Genomic DNA, 14,299 nt, shown 5'->3' on the forward strand with positions numbered 1-14,299 from the left:
TTCTGTTGAACCAGATCGTGAGCTCGAACATCACGGCCCACCCCGGCGGTTGTCCGCCATGGTGTGTCAAGGTCCACGCCGAGGAGGAGTTGGGTAGTCCGGGCGACCGGGCCCGGGGGCACTCCCGGATGGTGATGCAGACCCATAAGGGTGAGGTCGGCGGGATGGCGGTGGAGATCTTCTCACTGGAGCACCTTGACCAGCCCGAGGAGAACACCCCAGCGGAGTTGGTCGTGTCCGCTCCGGATCCGCTCAGTCTGGCCGACGCCGGCTACCTCGCCACCTCCATTAGGAAGGCGGTCATGGAAGCCCGCCGAACGCACCGGCCGTACTGGCTGAGGCGGGCGTGTCCGTCCTGGTGTGTTGCGACGCACCAGGACGGCGACCATCTCGAGGATCGCATCCACTGGCCAGACGACTCGCCGCCTGTGCTGTTGTCGCTGCACAGCTCAGTGAGTACTGCCGGCGAGTCGTGCAGCGATGGGACGTACCGGCCGCCGGGGCTGGAGGTCGACTTGGAGCAGCACGCCGACGCGGTCCAGCCGGTGGTGAAGTTCGTGATCGAGGGCGCGACGGCGGCGTTGCGGCTCACGCTGGACGAGGCTGAGCAGGTGCGGACGGCGGTCGGACGAGTTGTGGCCATGGCGCGCGATACGGACAACCAGCGGGTCGAGGCCGGATTGGCCGGTCCAGCGCCGAGGCCACACCGGCCGAGCCTCGACCAGACCGTGGCCGATCTGGTGGTCCACGACGAGGGCCTGACGGCCGAGCAGAAGATCAGCGTGTTCCGCGGCGTGGTCGCCGAGCGACTTACCCAGCAGGGTCTGAGCGTCGCTGAGCAGGCTGTGCGGTTGAACTGCACCGAGGAGCAGGTGCTGGACGCGATGGTGGACTTCGCGATGTGGTCGCACGCCGGCTACCTGCTTCCACCTGCCAAGCCGGCCGAGCCGCAGTGCCCGGTATGGTGCGGTGGGGAGTGCCTTACCGAAGACGGCGTCCGCCTGCACGACCGGCACGTGGCCGCCGTGTACGGCCAGCACCACGAATGTGCCAACGACATCAAGGTGGCGACGGTCGACCTTCAGGCGTTCAACTCCCCCGACGGGTACGACGAGCCGCCATCAGTCACGCTGGCCATCGACAACCCGGAACAGCGCCCCACCGACATGACCAAGCTCGACGGAATGAACCACAACGCGGTCCGGAACCTGGCCGCATCGCTGCTGTCGGGCTTCTGGGACCGCACGACGATCCGGCTCACCCCTCAGAAAGCGGCGAACCTCGGCGCGTCACTGATCGCCGCATCCCGCGCTGCCCACAACAACACCGCAGTCAAAGCCTGACCACAGCGAGGATGTGGAGCGGTCCGGACCCTGCGCAACGAGGTCCGGGCCACTCATCCAGGGGACGGCTCAATCCGTGCAGATGACGTAGAACCAGTGGCCCCTGATCCCGAGGTATGGTGCACCGTGTGCAGCTGCCGGCCGGGGAACTCCGCACGGCCCCGGGATGTCGGGCACGTAGGGCACTCCCACGTCCCGGTGGCCGAAATGACGTACCGGGCTAGCCACTCCCCGGCGCCGGTCTGCACCGCCAGGCGCTCCCCGGCTCGCCGCACCTTCTGAGCCCGGACCGGCCGGAGCACCGGAAGGTCGTAGCGCTGCTCGTAGGCCCCGCAGATAGTCCACGACGTGCCCGGCGGTCGGGAACTCCTCACCTCCTGCCGCGACATGCCCCACCCCGGCAGCGGGCTGTACTCCGCAGGGGAGAACAACCGCAACGACTCTCAGCCATGCCGCCACGCGCCACCCGGCTGCGGCTGGGCGTCGAGGATGACGTAATCCAGATCGGCGCTACGCAGGTAGTAACCGGCAGCCAGGCCCGCCTGCCCACCCCCGACGACCACCACATCACCCGACCCGGGCACGCACGACACCTCCCTCGATCCATAGATCATCATGCCGAGACGGCAGAAGCGGTGGGTGCCTACACGAACTCACGGTGATCCTGCCCTCGTTCCCCAGCCGATCGACGGTGTCAGCTGCAACGATGCACGACGTGGGAACTGTGAAGAGTGCGACGCCCGCCATCTCGCCCCTCGCCGGCGAGCCGATCGACCGCGCCGATGCCGAACGGCTCGCGGGAGTGCTGAAGGCGTTCGCCGACCCGGCCCGGCTGCGACTGCTCAGCCTGATCCAGTCGGCCCCGCAGGGAGAGGCGTCCGTCAGTGACCTCACCGCGCCCCTCGGACTCTCCCAGCCGACCGTCAGTCACCACCTGCGGATCCTCACCGAGGCCGGCCTGCTCGAGCGGGACAAGCGCGGCGTCTGGGCCTACTACCGGCTCGTGCCGTCCGCCATCGCCACGATCGCCGACCTCCTGACCCCACCCCGCAAACGAGCAATGAAGAAGACCCGCTGACCGATACCGTGAAAAGGCGCCGATGCTTCCTGGCTCGGAGGTGTCGGCGCGTGATCGATGATGTTCGTCGGCTCCATAGATGAACCTGAGGCGATCTCGGTCGGGGTCGTACGTGCGTGGTTTGCTGGGTCGGTGACTACCGTCAATTGGGAGCGTGAGCCCGGAGAGCGGGTGGAGGAGTTCGTCGCGGCTCTGCTGCTGTTGGAGCATCCTCACGGCAACCTGATCACTCCGTCGCGCGGTGATCGTGGCGTCGACATCCGGGTCGAGCACCCGGATGGTTTCGATATCTATCAGGTCAAGAGGTACGCGAGCCGGCTCGATGCCCGGCAGGCAGCGGAGATCGGGAAGTCATGGTCGACGTTCGTGCGGGAAACCCTGCCCCGGCTTCCCGTGCGGTCGTGGACCCTGGTGACACCGTGGAACCCCACCAACGAGCGACTGGACTGGCTCACAGAGATCACCGCAGAAGCTGAGTTTCCGTGCCGGTGGATGGGCGGCACAAACCTGGATGTGCTGGCGGCGCGCCGCCCGGAGCTGGTGGACTACTACTTCGGCGACGGGGCAGAGCGCCTACACCGCCTGATGGCCGACGCTCTTCAAGGCGGCCGGGACCTACCACGCGGAGTCCCCGCCCAGGACATGCTCGCCGCCGCCGTCGAACGCCAGCGCGCCATCGTCACCACTCTCAACCAGGTTGATCCGTTCTACCGCTACGAACTGGAGATCCGCACCGGGGCCGTCGGCGACCTGCCGTGGGACACGGAACTCGGTCAATGGACCTCCGCCGCGTACGTGCAGTACCAACAACTGCCCGACGGCCAGTACTCGGTGCTGCGGCTGCTGGCGAAGTCCGCAGAGTCGGCGAGGTTGCGTCCCATCACCATCTCGGGTCGGCTGGAGGTCACCTCGGGGTCGCCCGAGCATCAGGCGGTCGAGAACTTCGTGCAGTTCGGCACCCCGTTCGTGGACGTGCCGGGAACCGTCACCGAGGTCAGCGGGCCACCTGGCGTCGCCAGTTCCACGCCTGGTCAAGGACGTTTCCGGTTCATGGTCGCTCCCGAGTCCGCCGCGGATTTACCGGACCTGGAGATCCGCCTCCTCGACACGACCGGCACCGCGCGTCACACCCTGGACCTCACCGGCGTGGAACTGTCCGCAGGGCTGAAAGGCACCGGGTCGTGGTTGTCCGGATACGACCGGGGAGGCGCGGTGCAGTTTCAGTTCTTCCTCAACGGCAGGGACGGCGACGCCGTGCAACTGAACGCCCAATCGCTTACGGGCAAAACGCCCGCCGACGTGCTCCCAGCCGTGCGCTTGACCGCCGACCTTGGGCCCGGCATGGGAATCATGGCGGCTGTGCGAGCTGGCGGCCCGGCTGTCACCCCCGTCTGGGAGATGAGCGATGAGCCAGTAACACCCGTGGCCCGCTGGCATGTGCGTCTGCTCGAAGCGCTGATCGCGATTCAACGCCACACCTACCACCGCATTACCGTGCCGGACGTCGACGCCACCCCAAGCGCTGACCTGGACGCGATCCTGCGGGTCGGCCGGCTCTTGCGCGGCGAACGCGTCGAGGGGACCTGGTCCGAAATTCCCCTGACCGTCACGACGTCCGAGAACCTCCCGGTCGGTGCCGACGAGTTCACCTTCGCCGGACTCTTCCCGATGACCGTACGGATCAACGGCCGCGACATCGACCTCAATATGCGTCGCCAAATCGTGTACTGCGCGGCTCGACTCGTAGAGCCCGCCCCAAGCGAGAACGACCGGGCCGGCGGACCGCTGCGCCTCGTTCCCGGATCCACCGACCGCGCGATCATCACCGCCGTTCCAGACGTGACCGATGTACCAGCTGTCTAGAGGGACGACGCATAGCTCAGGAGGTGTCCGGAGTGTCAACGCCGGCTCAACCTTGACCCCTCTGTTCCGGAACCCGCCCGGAACCACGGGGTCAGTTTCCAGCCGGAGCCGACACGGAGATGCGCGGATCCCGACCGCTGCTGTAGCACGGCGATGGCGCCCGATGGCGACGGTGACCTGCCGTGATGGTGCTCCGTTGGTGCTCGGATGTTCGGCGCCTGGCCAGCACGCTTGGAACAGAACCGGCGCAGTCCGTCCTGTAGGGCCGACCGCGGTACCGCAGGGTGCCACATACCGCTCGCGACACCGGCCTGACCAGCAGATACTCAGCCACTCTTTTCGGCACGCAGCAGCACTCAGCGACACGCCGGACGTGACGGCTACACGGCGTAGAGAGCATCTGATGGGTTCGGACTACGGATCAGAAGGTTAGGGGTTCGAGTCCCTTCGGGCGCACAAGATCAAAAGGGGTCTGACCTGCCGGAACGGCAGTCAGGCCCCTTTGCTTTTTTGTCCCTTCTGGTCGGTTGGGTGCTCGGTGGGTGCTCGTGCGACGAGCATCCCTCACGTCAGGCCCTGTCCGGTGGGCAGTTGTTGCGTCCGCCTGGGTTTTGATCATGGTGAGGTCTACCGTTGCTGGTGCCCACACTCTGGTACGCGAATCTGATCCGGGTTCGTCGTTGAGCCTGGTGGGTGTTGGTGTTTCCCGGCTTGGGGGCGTGTGCGGTGGTGCCTCCGGCCTGCTGGGCCAAGCGCATCACCGGAACAAGGCCGGCACACGACACCAGATTCGGATCGTCGAACGTCGCGCGCGGACCACTGGCGCGTTATAGCGCAATCTCACCTGCGAGGTGTCCCCTCGGACTGGCCGAATAGAAGCGTAAGACTCCTATCCTTCCAGTTCAGAGGGCGCTTTCTATCTCTGGGGGTTCGGGCTTGGCGAGCGCTGATGGCCGCCTACCGGTAGCTGACCAGCACCGGCACCACGACTCGGCAGGCGGCGGCGATGACCGGGATCGCCCGCTCCAGCGCGGACCGGCACCGGTGGCGGCTGGCATCGTCGCGGCCGGCCCAGCGGGCGCCGGCGAACGCGCTCACCGAAGGCATCATGGGAATCCACTCCTGGACGTTCACCCTGGTCGACGGCGGGGTGCGGGTCGACACCGAAGAGTCTTGGAGCGGCGCCCCGGTGACCGTCGACGTTGCCGGCATGCAGGCCGCGCTGAATGGATCACTCGAGGCCTGGCTCGACTATCTCCGCGTCGCCGCAGAGTGACCTCACTCCCCGATGGCACTACGGATCAGAAGGTCAGGGGTCGAATCCCTTCGGGCGAACAAGATCATGAGGGGGTCTGACCTGCCGTATCTGCGGTCAGGCCCCTCAGTGCACCTGTCCCTTGTGGCCGACTGGGTGCTGGTACGCCGGGTGTTCGGCATGTCCAGCTTCGCCGCCCAGTCCCACTGCCCCCGATCACGCGCCCACTACGACAAGATGAGAGCCGAAGGAAAGACCCACCGCCGCCCTGTCCAGACAGCGCCTCAACCTCCTCTGGGCCTGCGTCCGCGACGACAAGGCCCCCTGCCCGCCCAAACATCCAAGATCAGGAGAGCTGGCGCCGTGCGCGCTCGCGGCGAGACTCCCGATGGGTAGGGCTGCGAATCCCCCCATCGGGCTGGTGAAGGCGATGTTTCCGTACGCATGGTTGGCCCGCCCGTCAGGATCGGTCCGCATCGTGGGCGTTCGGCCTCGCTATGCAGCGGCCCCAGTGGAATTCAGAGGGCCACCTCGGGGATCTGTCCGATTGCGTTCGACCGTAGGCGGCGGTGTAGGAGGGTGGTTCGCATGTGGTGATTTACCGTTCGGGCCGCGTCTCTTGGGCTACTCTGCTAGGGAGCACTATTCGGACGTCGGAGGTGAAAATGAGCACAAACCATATTAGTACCGAATCCGTCGAGAGGGTGCGGTCCGTCCGCGTGTATCAGGCCCCCAAGGTCGAACGCCTCGGCACTCTCGCTGAGCTGACCCGCGGCGGAACCGGCCCTATCACTGATGGTGTGGGCGGCACCGGCGACTCCCTCTGAGCTGCTCGATGCTTCACCTGCGCGGCGCGTCCCGCTGGTTCGGCCGACACCGGGTCTTCTCCGGGCTCGACCTCGACGTGCCGGCGGGAACGCGACTGCTTGTAGCGGGTGGCAACGGCTCTGGCAAGACGACCCTGCTGCGCTGTCTCGCCGGCAGCCTGTCGCTCACCTCCGGCATCGCGCTGGTCGACGGTCACTCGGCCGGGTCACCTGCGGCACGCCGTGCACTGGGAGTCTGCCTCAATCCGGAACAGGGCCTTTACGGCCGGCTCTCCGGCCACGAAAACCTGCTGCTGGCGGCGCGCCTGCGACTGCCTGACGCTACCGCCCGCCGGGCAGTCTCCCAGGTGGAGGACGAGTTCGGGATCGGCCCCTTCGCCAAGGTGCCTACGCAACGCTGCTCGGCCGGCATGCGGGCCCGGCTGACGATCGCCCGCAGCCTGCTCGCCGATCCGACCGCGCTGGTGCTCGACGAGCCCAGTCGTTCCCTCGACGAGCAGGCCCGGAGCCTGCTCTGGGACGCGCTGGACCGTCGTCCCCAACTGGCCTGCGTCATGGTGTCCCACGAGTCGGAGGACCGGTACCGATGCGAACGCACGCTGCTGTTCCCGGTGCGTCGGTGAGTCGCCCAACGACCAGGCGACCCACCACGCGGGCCGGCGCGCCGCCGCCGGCCATGGCGAACCTGCCGGACCTCGCGGGGGCGGGCGCGGCGCTTTTCACCCTGGCCGGCCGTGACCTCGCCGAACGGGGTCGGTTGGTGCCACCGCTGGTACTGGACCTTGCCTTCGGCATCGTGAACCTGGCGGTCTTCCTGCTCATCTCCCGGGTGCTCAGCGCACCGGACGCGAACGCTCTCGGGCACTTCACCGACTACTTCGACTTCGTCGCGGTGGGCCTCACCTTCATGCTCGTCGTCCAGGCGGCCACCAGCCAGGTGACCACCCGGATAGCCCAGGAGCAGCGGGACGGCACCCTGGAGATGTTGATCGCCCAACCCGCACCCCGGTGGGTCCTCGCCGTCGGACTGGCGGCCCACCCGTTCGCTCTCGCGCTGCTGCGCGCCGCGATCTACCTCGCCGTCCTTTCCCTGCTGTTCGGGCTTGACGTCCGTCGGGCCAGTTGGGTCGGCACCGCCCTCGTCCTGGCCGCGGCGGTCGGGGTGATGCTGGCGGTGGGGATCGGCCTGATGGCGTTCACCGTCGCGTTCGGCCGCGGTGAACTCGTCGCCCGCCTGACGATGGTGATGATCGCCTTCGTCTCCGGCACCTACTTTCCGGTGGCCACCCTTTCGGCGGTGCCGCCGTGGCTGACCGCCGGGCTGCCCACCAGGGTCGCCCTCGACGGATTCCGGGACGCGCTCGCCGGACAACCGTGGGCCACCGACCTGGTCGTCCTGCTGGGCTACGCCGTGATCCTGTTGCCGATCTCCGTCTGGCTGTTCGGCGGGGCGCTGCGCCGCGCCTGCCGCCGGGGCACCCTCAACCGGGACTGAGGTGACCGTGCGCTGGCCCACTCCGTACGACCTGGCGACCGGACTCGTCACCGGCGTCGCCCCGCCGGACGCTGCCGAATGCGGTCCGCTGCGCGTCGCACCCACCGCACTGTCCCCGCTGGCCGCACTGGAGGCCGCGGTGCTCCCGGCGCTGCGGCGGCCTCCATGCCTGCTCAGCTTTTCCGGCGGGCTGGACTCCTCGCTGGTGCTCGCCGCCGCCGTCCGGGTCGCCCGCCGCGAAGGGCTGCCCGACCCGATTCCGGTCACCTGGCGCTTCACCGGAGCGCCGCGCGCGTACGAGTCGCCGTGGCAGGACGAGATCATCCGGGTGCTGGGCCTCGGCCGGGACTGGCAGATCCTGACCGCGGACGACGATCTCGACCTGGTCGGGCCGGTCGCCGGGCGGTTTCTGCACCGCTTCGGCGTGTTGCACCCGTTGAACCTGCACCTGCACCTGCCGATCGTGGAGCTGGCGGCCGGCGGCTCGTTGCTCACCGGTGTCGGCGGCGATCAGATCCTCGCCGGTTGGCGCCGGCCCGGCCCGGCCTCGCTACGGCAGGCGGCCGGCCGGCTCCGGGTCGGGATGCGACGCCGCCAGCCGGCAACCGAGATGTTCCCGTGGCTGCGGCCCGCGGCGGCACGGCAGGTCCGTCGGGCCGTCCGCGCCGAGGAGCGCGCCGAACCGGACCGGCTGGCCGAGCGGATCGCCTGGCACCTGAGGCGGCGCGACCTGCGCACGACAGTTGCCTGCTTCTCGCGGGTCGCCGACGCCCACGACGTACGGCTGGTGCAGCCCCTGCTCGACCCGGTGTTCGCCGGCGCGCTGGTCGGGTGGGCGGGGCGGCGGCGGCGGCCGACCCGCGCCGAGCTGCTCACCGGGGTCGCCGACGCGGAGTTGCCCGCGCCGGTGACGGCCGCCCGCCGCAAGGCGAACTTCCTCGCCGTCTTCCTCCGCGACCCCACCCGCGAGTTCGTCCGGCACTGGGACGGCCAAGGCGTGAACGAGGAAGTGGTCGACCCGGCCGCCCTGCGGGAGGTCTGGTCGCGCTGGCCGATACCGGAGTGCACGGCCGGCTTGGTCCAGCATCTCTGGCTGAGACAGAACCCACCGGCGTCGTCCCCGTGGCCGGCGCCCCGCATGGAGGTGTCACCGTGAACGCTGCGCAGCCCACCGTCTACCGCATCGCCGAGCAGCGCGCCGCCTGGCGGCAGGCAGGCGAGGAGATCGTCGTGCTGGACACCCGCGAGTCCGTCTATTTCGGGCTCGACCCGGTTGGTGCCTCGCTCTGGCGCCGGCTGCTGGACGGCGCCACCGCCACGGAGCTGGCCGAGGCGCTGGCGGCGACGACCGACGTCGAGCGGGACCGGGTCACCGACGACGTGCGACGTTTCCTGGCCGACCTGGACCGTTACGGCCTGGTCGAACGGTCCTGAACGGTCGCCGGCAGCCAATTGGTGGGTGGTTCCCACCGCAGCAACTCGGTCATCTCCGCGCGGTGCGGGTCGGGGTCGCCGTCCAGCCAGGCGTGGGCATGGAATCCGGCGCTGGGGGCGGTTACGCCGATGACCAGCGTGCGTGACGTCCGCTGCCGGGCGTCCCACCGTTGCAGCACCAGCGACCGCTCCAGGCAGTTCGCGCCGGCCCGGTGCAGTGCCCGGACCACCACGGTGCGGTCGCTCGCACCACCCACGGGAGGCGCGGGCGGCCAGACGGCGTCCATCCCGCCTTGGACGAGCTGCCGGCGGACGCGGCGGCGGGCCCGCACCGTCCACACCAAGACCCGGAATCCGCGCAGGCCGTGCCGACGCCACAGCCCGACCAGCGGGCGCAGCCGGTCAGCCATCGACCGACCGTCGTTCGGCGCGGCGGACCTGGGGGATGGCGCGGGGGACCTGCCAACAGGCCCGGACGAAGCGGAACAGGTAGGCCAGGGCCAGGCCGACACCGCCCCGCCGGGCCAGCGGTCGCGCGTAGCGCATCGCTGCCGGCGAGGGCGCCAGCCGGCGGGCGAGGTAGTCGATCCGCGCCCGGGTGGTCGGCAGCTCACCAGCGCGGGCCAGCAGGTACGCCGCAGGGCTGCCGCCGCCGTGGATGACGTGGTGCACCGCCGATGACCCGGACGGCAACCGCAGCCTGTCGGCGAGCGCCGCCCCCGCCGCCAGTCGCCTCAGCCCGAAAGCGAAATCCGTGGCCGCCGCAGTCCGTTCCGCGAGGTCGGCCGCGCTCCGCCAGGTCTCCTCGGGGGTCACGGTGAGGGCCCGTTCGAGGTCGGCCAGGGGGCGCGGGGAGCGGGCGGTGGTGGCGACGTGCAGCGCGACGAGCATGGTGGCGGCGATCCGATCCGGCACCAGAACGGAGTGACCGGCGAGGGGCATCGACTCCGCGGCGGCCCGCAGCGCCGCCCAGAAGGCCTCCGGGTCGCCCACCCCGTGAAACCCGCGGTGCAGGTCGACCGCGAGGCTCACCGGGCCGGGCGTCCGCCACAGGCGCTCGTACCAGTGTGACCAGTCCTCCTCGCGGGCGCCCGGCATCTCGGGCCGGTAGCCCAGGTCGAGGAGCACCTCCTGAGCGGCGTCGAACGTTGCCGGGGCGACCAGCAGGTCGACGTCGGTGTACGTGCGGGACCGTTCGTTGCCCAGCCGGTGGGCCAGCCCCGCGCCCTTGAGCAGGATGCTGTCGATGCCCCGGGTGCGCAGGGCGGTGTGGGTGACCGCCGCGGCCTCGTCCAGAGCCAGACAGTACAGCGCGTGCGGTCGGGTGGGCGCGCTCATCGCAACACCACCTCTCCCACCGTGGCGGGGGTCGCTTCCAGCAGCGCGCAGACCTGGTCGAGGGTTCCCCAGTCGCGAGGACGGGTGAGCTCCCAGGCGGGCAGGGTGGCCAGGGCGAGCAGGACGGCCGGATCGGTGGGCAGTTGGTGCCAGGACCGCCAGGCGGCCAGCCGGGCGAGCAGAGTGGCTGGCGGCACGGGTTTCGTCTCGACCGCGTCGCCCCAGTGCAGGAAGAACCAGCCGCCGAGCGGAGTCCGGTGTGCGATGGGCGGCAGGTGCACGCGGGTGCGGGTGCGAGCCCGCGCCGGACCGCTCGACAGGAGGACTCCGGGCACCGGCTCCCGCAGGTCGACACAGCGCGGCCCGGCGTAGACGTCGGTACCCTCCACGACCAGCACGTCGTCGGCCACCACCGGCACATCCCGGGCGGCCAGCGCCGCCAGCAGGCTGCTCTTGCCGGCGGTACGGGGACCGGTGACCGCCCAGGCGCGACCGTCCCGGACGAATCCGCCGGCGTGAAACGTCTCGCGGCCAGCCCAGCGGTTGAAGGGAGTCGCCACCGGGGCCAGGTACGGGTGGGCGAGCAGGTCGGAGGTGAGGGGTGGGCCGTGCAAGACGGCGGTGCGGCGTTCCCGGTCGACGGCGAGGTGCCGCCCGTCGGCGAGCAGCCGCACGCCACGCCGGTCGTCGAGCGGGTGCGGGTCGGGCCGCGGCGAGTCGGTGTCCTGCTGGACCGCCACCTCGGGCAGCGGGTCGGTCCCCGCCGGCATCAGCTCGGTGACTCCGGCCAGGCCGTGGACCCGCAGTCCGTAGGCGAAACGTGCGGATGGCCGCATTCTGCACTCTCCCGAAGCATGCTGGGATTGTTTCGTTGGATCAACGACGGGCAGGGGTGCGGGTGGCGCTCCGCGGAGCGCCACCCGCACCAGTGGACGGAGGTCAGCGCAGCGTGCCGGTGACCAGTTGTCCCTTGCGGAAGCCGGCCGAGTTCGGGCCGGCCTTCGTGAGCCTGGCGCCCGCCTTGGTGGCGGTCACCTTGCTGACCGCCGTGGTCGGGGTGCCGCCGAGGGCGTCGATGTCCCAGCCGATCCAGTACCGACCGGGGGTGTCCACGGCGAGGGTCAGCGAGATGTCGATCGAATCCCCGCTGCCGAGGCCGCCCAGGGCGAGCGGGATGGCCAAAGTGGTGGAGAGGCCGCCGCCCGGTGGGCTGGTCGCCGGGGTGTCCATCCGCAGGTTCCACACCGTGACGGTGTCTCCGTTGCTCAGGATGACGGAGCTGGTCGCCGTGGTCGGGTTGATGAGCCGCAGGTTGCCGTGCGGCGGCGCAGGCTCCGGGTCACCCGGTTTCGGGGCCCCGTTGGCCTGGCTGAGTGCGGTGATTCGCAGTCGCGCCTGGGTGATCGGCTGGGTGGACCGGTTGGTGAGCGTGCGGCGCAGGGTCAGCCGGTTGCCGACCAGCTCGCGGTTGGGCGCCGCCGAAGAGGCGACGCCGGTGTCCAGCAGCGTGGTCTGCACGTTGCCGTTCTGCTGGAAGGTGCCGAGGCTGTTCTGCGGCGACGGGGCGCCGAGCGCGGTGGGCACCCCGTTGATCGGGCCGAGGACGGTCGACACCAGCCTGAAGTCGTGCAGGGTGTCCCCGGTGCTCAGTGGCTGTCCGTTGTTGCGCAGCCGGACCCATCCGAAAGTGACGAACGGCGGGCCGGCGAAGGCCGGCAGTGGAGTTCCCTCGTAGTAGCCGGGTGACGATCCGGCCGCGTCGACCACGGTGTTCCCCAGGTCGGGGGCGACCACCCGGAGGCCGCCGCCGGGGCCGAGGCTCGGCACGACCAGGTCGGGCACGATGTTGGTCAGGGAGTAGTCGGCGGCCCCGACCAGGTAGCCGCGACGCGGCGGTATCGGCCGGGCGCCCGCCGGGATGGTGATCGTCGGGCCCCCTGCGGTCTCGATCTTGAATCCGGCGATCGGCAGGTTGAGCGCCGTGGTGTTGAGCACGGAGACGAACTGGTCGGCGGGGCCGGCGACCCCGGACTGGGCGAACTGGTCGATGACCACCTGCCCCTGGGCGGCGCGGACGTCGACGGTGACGGTGTTGGAGTTGACCACCGCGTTGGTGTTGCTGGAGTCGTACTGGACGCGGAAGGTGTTGAGGCCGAACGCCGGCATCTGGGCCTGGAAAGACGCCGCGTTGAAGGCCACCGGGAAGGTGCCCAGCGGTTCGTCGGTGCCGTTGGGCAGCAGGTCGATCAAGGTTACCGTGCCCTCGGCCACGCCCGGGCCGATCGCCACGGTGAAGGACACCGCCGAGCCGAAGGTGGTCTGGGCGGTGCCGGGGGTCAGCGTGACCACGCTGGCCGGCTGGACGACGAGCCGGAAGTCCTGGGTGTCGGCGAGCCCGAACGCGTCGGTGACCCGGACGGTGAACAGGTCGGCCCCGGCGACCGTCGGCAGGCCGCTGAGCAGCCCGGTGGCCGGGTCGAGGGTCAACCCCGGGGGCAACGCCCCGCCGGCCAGCGACCAACTGAACGGCGCGGTCCCGCCGGTGACGAGGAACTGGGTGGTGTAGTAGGCGTTGACCTCGGCCAACGGTGGCGCGATATTCCGCAGTTCGGGCGCCTGGTTGACCTCGAGCACGATCCGCCGGGAGCCGTAGTTGGCCGCGGAGTCGACGACCCGCACCACCAGCGGGTAGACGCCGGCGGTGGTGGGCACGCCGGTCAGGGTGCCGTCGTTGGGCCGGATGGTCAGCCCCGGTGGGAGGCTGCCGGATTCGACGGACCAGACGAACGGCGGTACGCCGCGGGTCACGTCCAGGGCGGCGACGTAGGCGACACCCACGCCGGCCGGCGGTGGCGTGGGGAACGCCAGGGTGGGAGACACGTTGGTGGTCACCGCAGGCGACAGCGCCGACGCGGGGCCGGTGCCCTCGCTGGTCCGGGCGGCCACGGTGAACCGGTAGGTCACCCCGGAGGTCAGGCCGGTCACCACGCCGCTGGTCGCCGGGCCCAAGGTCTGGCTCGCCTGGCGGGCGGAGCCGATGTAGGGGGTGACCACCCAGTTGGTGACGGGCGAACCGCCGTCGAATGCGGGAGTCCAGCTCAGCGTGGCGGTCACGCTGTTGGCGTAGACCGCGGCGACGGTCGGCGCCGACGGCAGGGCCAGGATGCCGGCCCGCGTGGACCGTGGGCTGGCCGGCCCCACGCCGGCCGCGTTCTTCGCGGCCACCGTGAAGGTGTACGACCCGCCGGCACGTAGGCCGGCGACCGTGCGACTGGTCCTCGACGCGTCGAAGGTGGCCACCTTCTGGACCTTGCCGTTGCGGTAGGGCGTCACCACGTACCCGGTGATCCTGCTGCCGCGGTCGGCGGGTGCCTTCCAGGTGACCACCGCCTGGGTGCCCTTGCGGGCAGCCCTGGGCGCGGCCGGCGCGGCCGGTTTCACCGGCTTCGGCGCCGGCTTGGTGGCCTTCGTGGACGCGGTCACCAGTTGCGTGTCGGCCAGGGACAGGGGTGTCGCCCGGGTGACGGCCGGCGTGACGGAGACCGGACCCAGGGCGGCGGCCGGAGCCACCGCCGCGGCGGACAGCGCCAGGGTGGATGCGACCGCCAGGGCGGCCAGCATGCGGACACGGTGCAATATTGGCATGGGTGCTCCTACCTAGCTGGC

Annotated in this window: 15 protein-coding genes; 9 read left to right on the forward strand and 6 right to left on the reverse strand. The window is 70.2% G+C overall.

Annotated elements, in window-relative coordinates; all coding sequences use genetic code 11:
* The first annotated feature begins 5 nt into the window (after positions 1 to 5).
* The gene (locus ACGFI2_RS24160) at positions 6 to 1,343 is read left to right on the forward strand and encodes a hypothetical protein (RefSeq protein ID WP_393520929.1); all 1,338 of its coding nucleotides are present in this window, start codon (positions 6 to 8) and stop codon (positions 1,341 to 1,343) included.
* Positions 1,344 to 1,786: 443 nt separating this feature from the next.
* Here ACGFI2_RS24160 and ACGFI2_RS24165 read toward each other — a convergent pair whose 3' ends face one another.
* Positions 1,787 to 1,960 carry an FAD-dependent oxidoreductase gene (locus ACGFI2_RS24165; protein WP_393520931.1) on the reverse strand — a complete coding sequence of 58 codons (174 nt, stop codon included), beginning with the start codon at positions 1,958 to 1,960 and terminating at the stop codon, positions 1,787 to 1,789.
* 89 nt (positions 1,961 to 2,049) lie between these two features.
* On the opposite strand from ACGFI2_RS24165, the gene ACGFI2_RS24170 reads away from it, so the two are divergent.
* Together ACGFI2_RS24170 and ACGFI2_RS24175 are read left to right on the forward strand one after the other, a co-directional pair.
* Positions 2,050 to 2,421, forward strand: a complete 372-nt coding sequence (locus ACGFI2_RS24170; RefSeq protein ID WP_393520933.1) for an ArsR/SmtB family transcription factor — start codon at positions 2,050 to 2,052, stop codon at positions 2,419 to 2,421.
* A 171-nt stretch (positions 2,422 to 2,592) separates the two neighbouring features.
* Positions 2,593 to 4,284, forward strand: coding sequence for a hypothetical protein (locus ACGFI2_RS24175; RefSeq protein ID WP_393520935.1), 1,692 nt, complete (start codon positions 2,593 to 2,595; stop codon positions 4,282 to 4,284).
* A 957-nt stretch (positions 4,285 to 5,241) separates the two neighbouring features.
* Here the strand turns inward: ACGFI2_RS24175 and ACGFI2_RS24180 are convergent.
* Positions 5,242 to 5,382, reverse strand: coding sequence for a hypothetical protein (locus tag ACGFI2_RS24180; RefSeq protein WP_393520937.1), 141 nt, complete (start codon positions 5,380 to 5,382; stop codon positions 5,242 to 5,244).
* 10 nt (positions 5,383 to 5,392) lie between these two features.
* Between ACGFI2_RS24180 and ACGFI2_RS24185 the strand changes: the two genes are divergently transcribed.
* The 6 genes from ACGFI2_RS24185 to ACGFI2_RS24210 all read left to right on the forward strand — a co-directional run bounded on the left by ACGFI2_RS24185 (position 5,393) and on the right by ACGFI2_RS24210 (position 9,295).
* Complete coding sequence (locus ACGFI2_RS24185; RefSeq protein ID WP_393520939.1) at positions 5,393 to 5,560, forward strand: hypothetical protein; 168 nt, start codon at positions 5,393 to 5,395, stop codon at positions 5,558 to 5,560.
* 644 nt (positions 5,561 to 6,204) lie between these two features.
* Complete coding sequence (locus ACGFI2_RS24190; RefSeq protein ID WP_393520941.1) at positions 6,205 to 6,366, forward strand: lasso RiPP family leader peptide-containing protein; 162 nt, start codon at positions 6,205 to 6,207, stop codon at positions 6,364 to 6,366.
* Between the two features lie 8 nt (positions 6,367 to 6,374).
* A complete protein-coding gene (locus ACGFI2_RS24195; protein ID WP_393520943.1) occupies positions 6,375 to 6,989 on the forward strand; it encodes an ATP-binding cassette domain-containing protein in 615 nt (204 codons plus the stop codon).
* The gene (locus tag ACGFI2_RS24200) at positions 6,986 to 7,861 is read left to right on the forward strand and encodes an ABC transporter permease (protein WP_393520945.1); all 876 of its coding nucleotides are present in this window, start codon (positions 6,986 to 6,988) and stop codon (positions 7,859 to 7,861) included. The genes ACGFI2_RS24195 and ACGFI2_RS24200 overlap by 4 nt, the downstream gene beginning before the upstream one ends.
* Position 7,862: 1 nt before the next feature.
* Complete coding sequence (locus ACGFI2_RS24205) at positions 7,863 to 9,017, forward strand: asparagine synthase-related protein (RefSeq protein ID WP_393520947.1); 1,155 nt, start codon at positions 7,863 to 7,865, stop codon at positions 9,015 to 9,017.
* On the forward strand, positions 9,014 to 9,295 hold the full coding sequence (locus ACGFI2_RS24210) for a PqqD family protein (RefSeq protein ID WP_393520949.1): 282 nt from the start codon (positions 9,014 to 9,016) through the stop codon (positions 9,293 to 9,295). Before ACGFI2_RS24205 ends, ACGFI2_RS24210 begins: the two co-directional genes overlap by 4 nt.
* Here the strand turns inward: ACGFI2_RS24210 and ACGFI2_RS24215 are convergent.
* The 4 genes from ACGFI2_RS24215 to ACGFI2_RS24230 all read right to left on the reverse strand — a co-directional run bounded on the left by ACGFI2_RS24215 (position 9,271) and on the right by ACGFI2_RS24230 (position 14,254).
* Positions 9,271 to 9,705: a lasso peptide biosynthesis B2 protein gene (locus tag ACGFI2_RS24215; RefSeq protein WP_393520951.1), complete on the reverse strand. Its 435-nt coding sequence runs from the start codon at positions 9,703 to 9,705 to the stop codon at positions 9,271 to 9,273. The genes ACGFI2_RS24210 and ACGFI2_RS24215 overlap by 25 nt on opposite strands.
* On the reverse strand, positions 9,698 to 10,633 hold the full coding sequence (locus ACGFI2_RS24220) for a nucleotidyltransferase family protein (RefSeq protein WP_393520953.1): 936 nt from the start codon (positions 10,631 to 10,633) through the stop codon (positions 9,698 to 9,700). Before ACGFI2_RS24220 ends, ACGFI2_RS24215 begins: the two co-directional genes overlap by 8 nt.
* The gene (locus ACGFI2_RS24225; RefSeq protein ID WP_393520955.1) at positions 10,630 to 11,469 is read right to left on the reverse strand and encodes a hypothetical protein; all 840 of its coding nucleotides are present in this window, start codon (positions 11,467 to 11,469) and stop codon (positions 10,630 to 10,632) included. Before ACGFI2_RS24225 ends, ACGFI2_RS24220 begins: the two co-directional genes overlap by 4 nt.
* Before the next feature lie 103 nt (positions 11,470 to 11,572).
* On the reverse strand, positions 11,573 to 14,254 hold the full coding sequence (locus ACGFI2_RS24230) for a fibronectin type III domain-containing protein (protein ID WP_393520957.1): 2,682 nt from the start codon (positions 14,252 to 14,254) through the stop codon (positions 11,573 to 11,575).
* Between the last annotated feature and the right edge of the window lie 45 nt (positions 14,255 to 14,299).

The organism is Micromonospora sp. NPDC049282 (assembly GCF_043197045.1).
In the GTDB taxonomy this organism is placed as follows: domain Bacteria; phylum Actinomycetota; class Actinomycetes; order Mycobacteriales; family Micromonosporaceae; genus Micromonospora.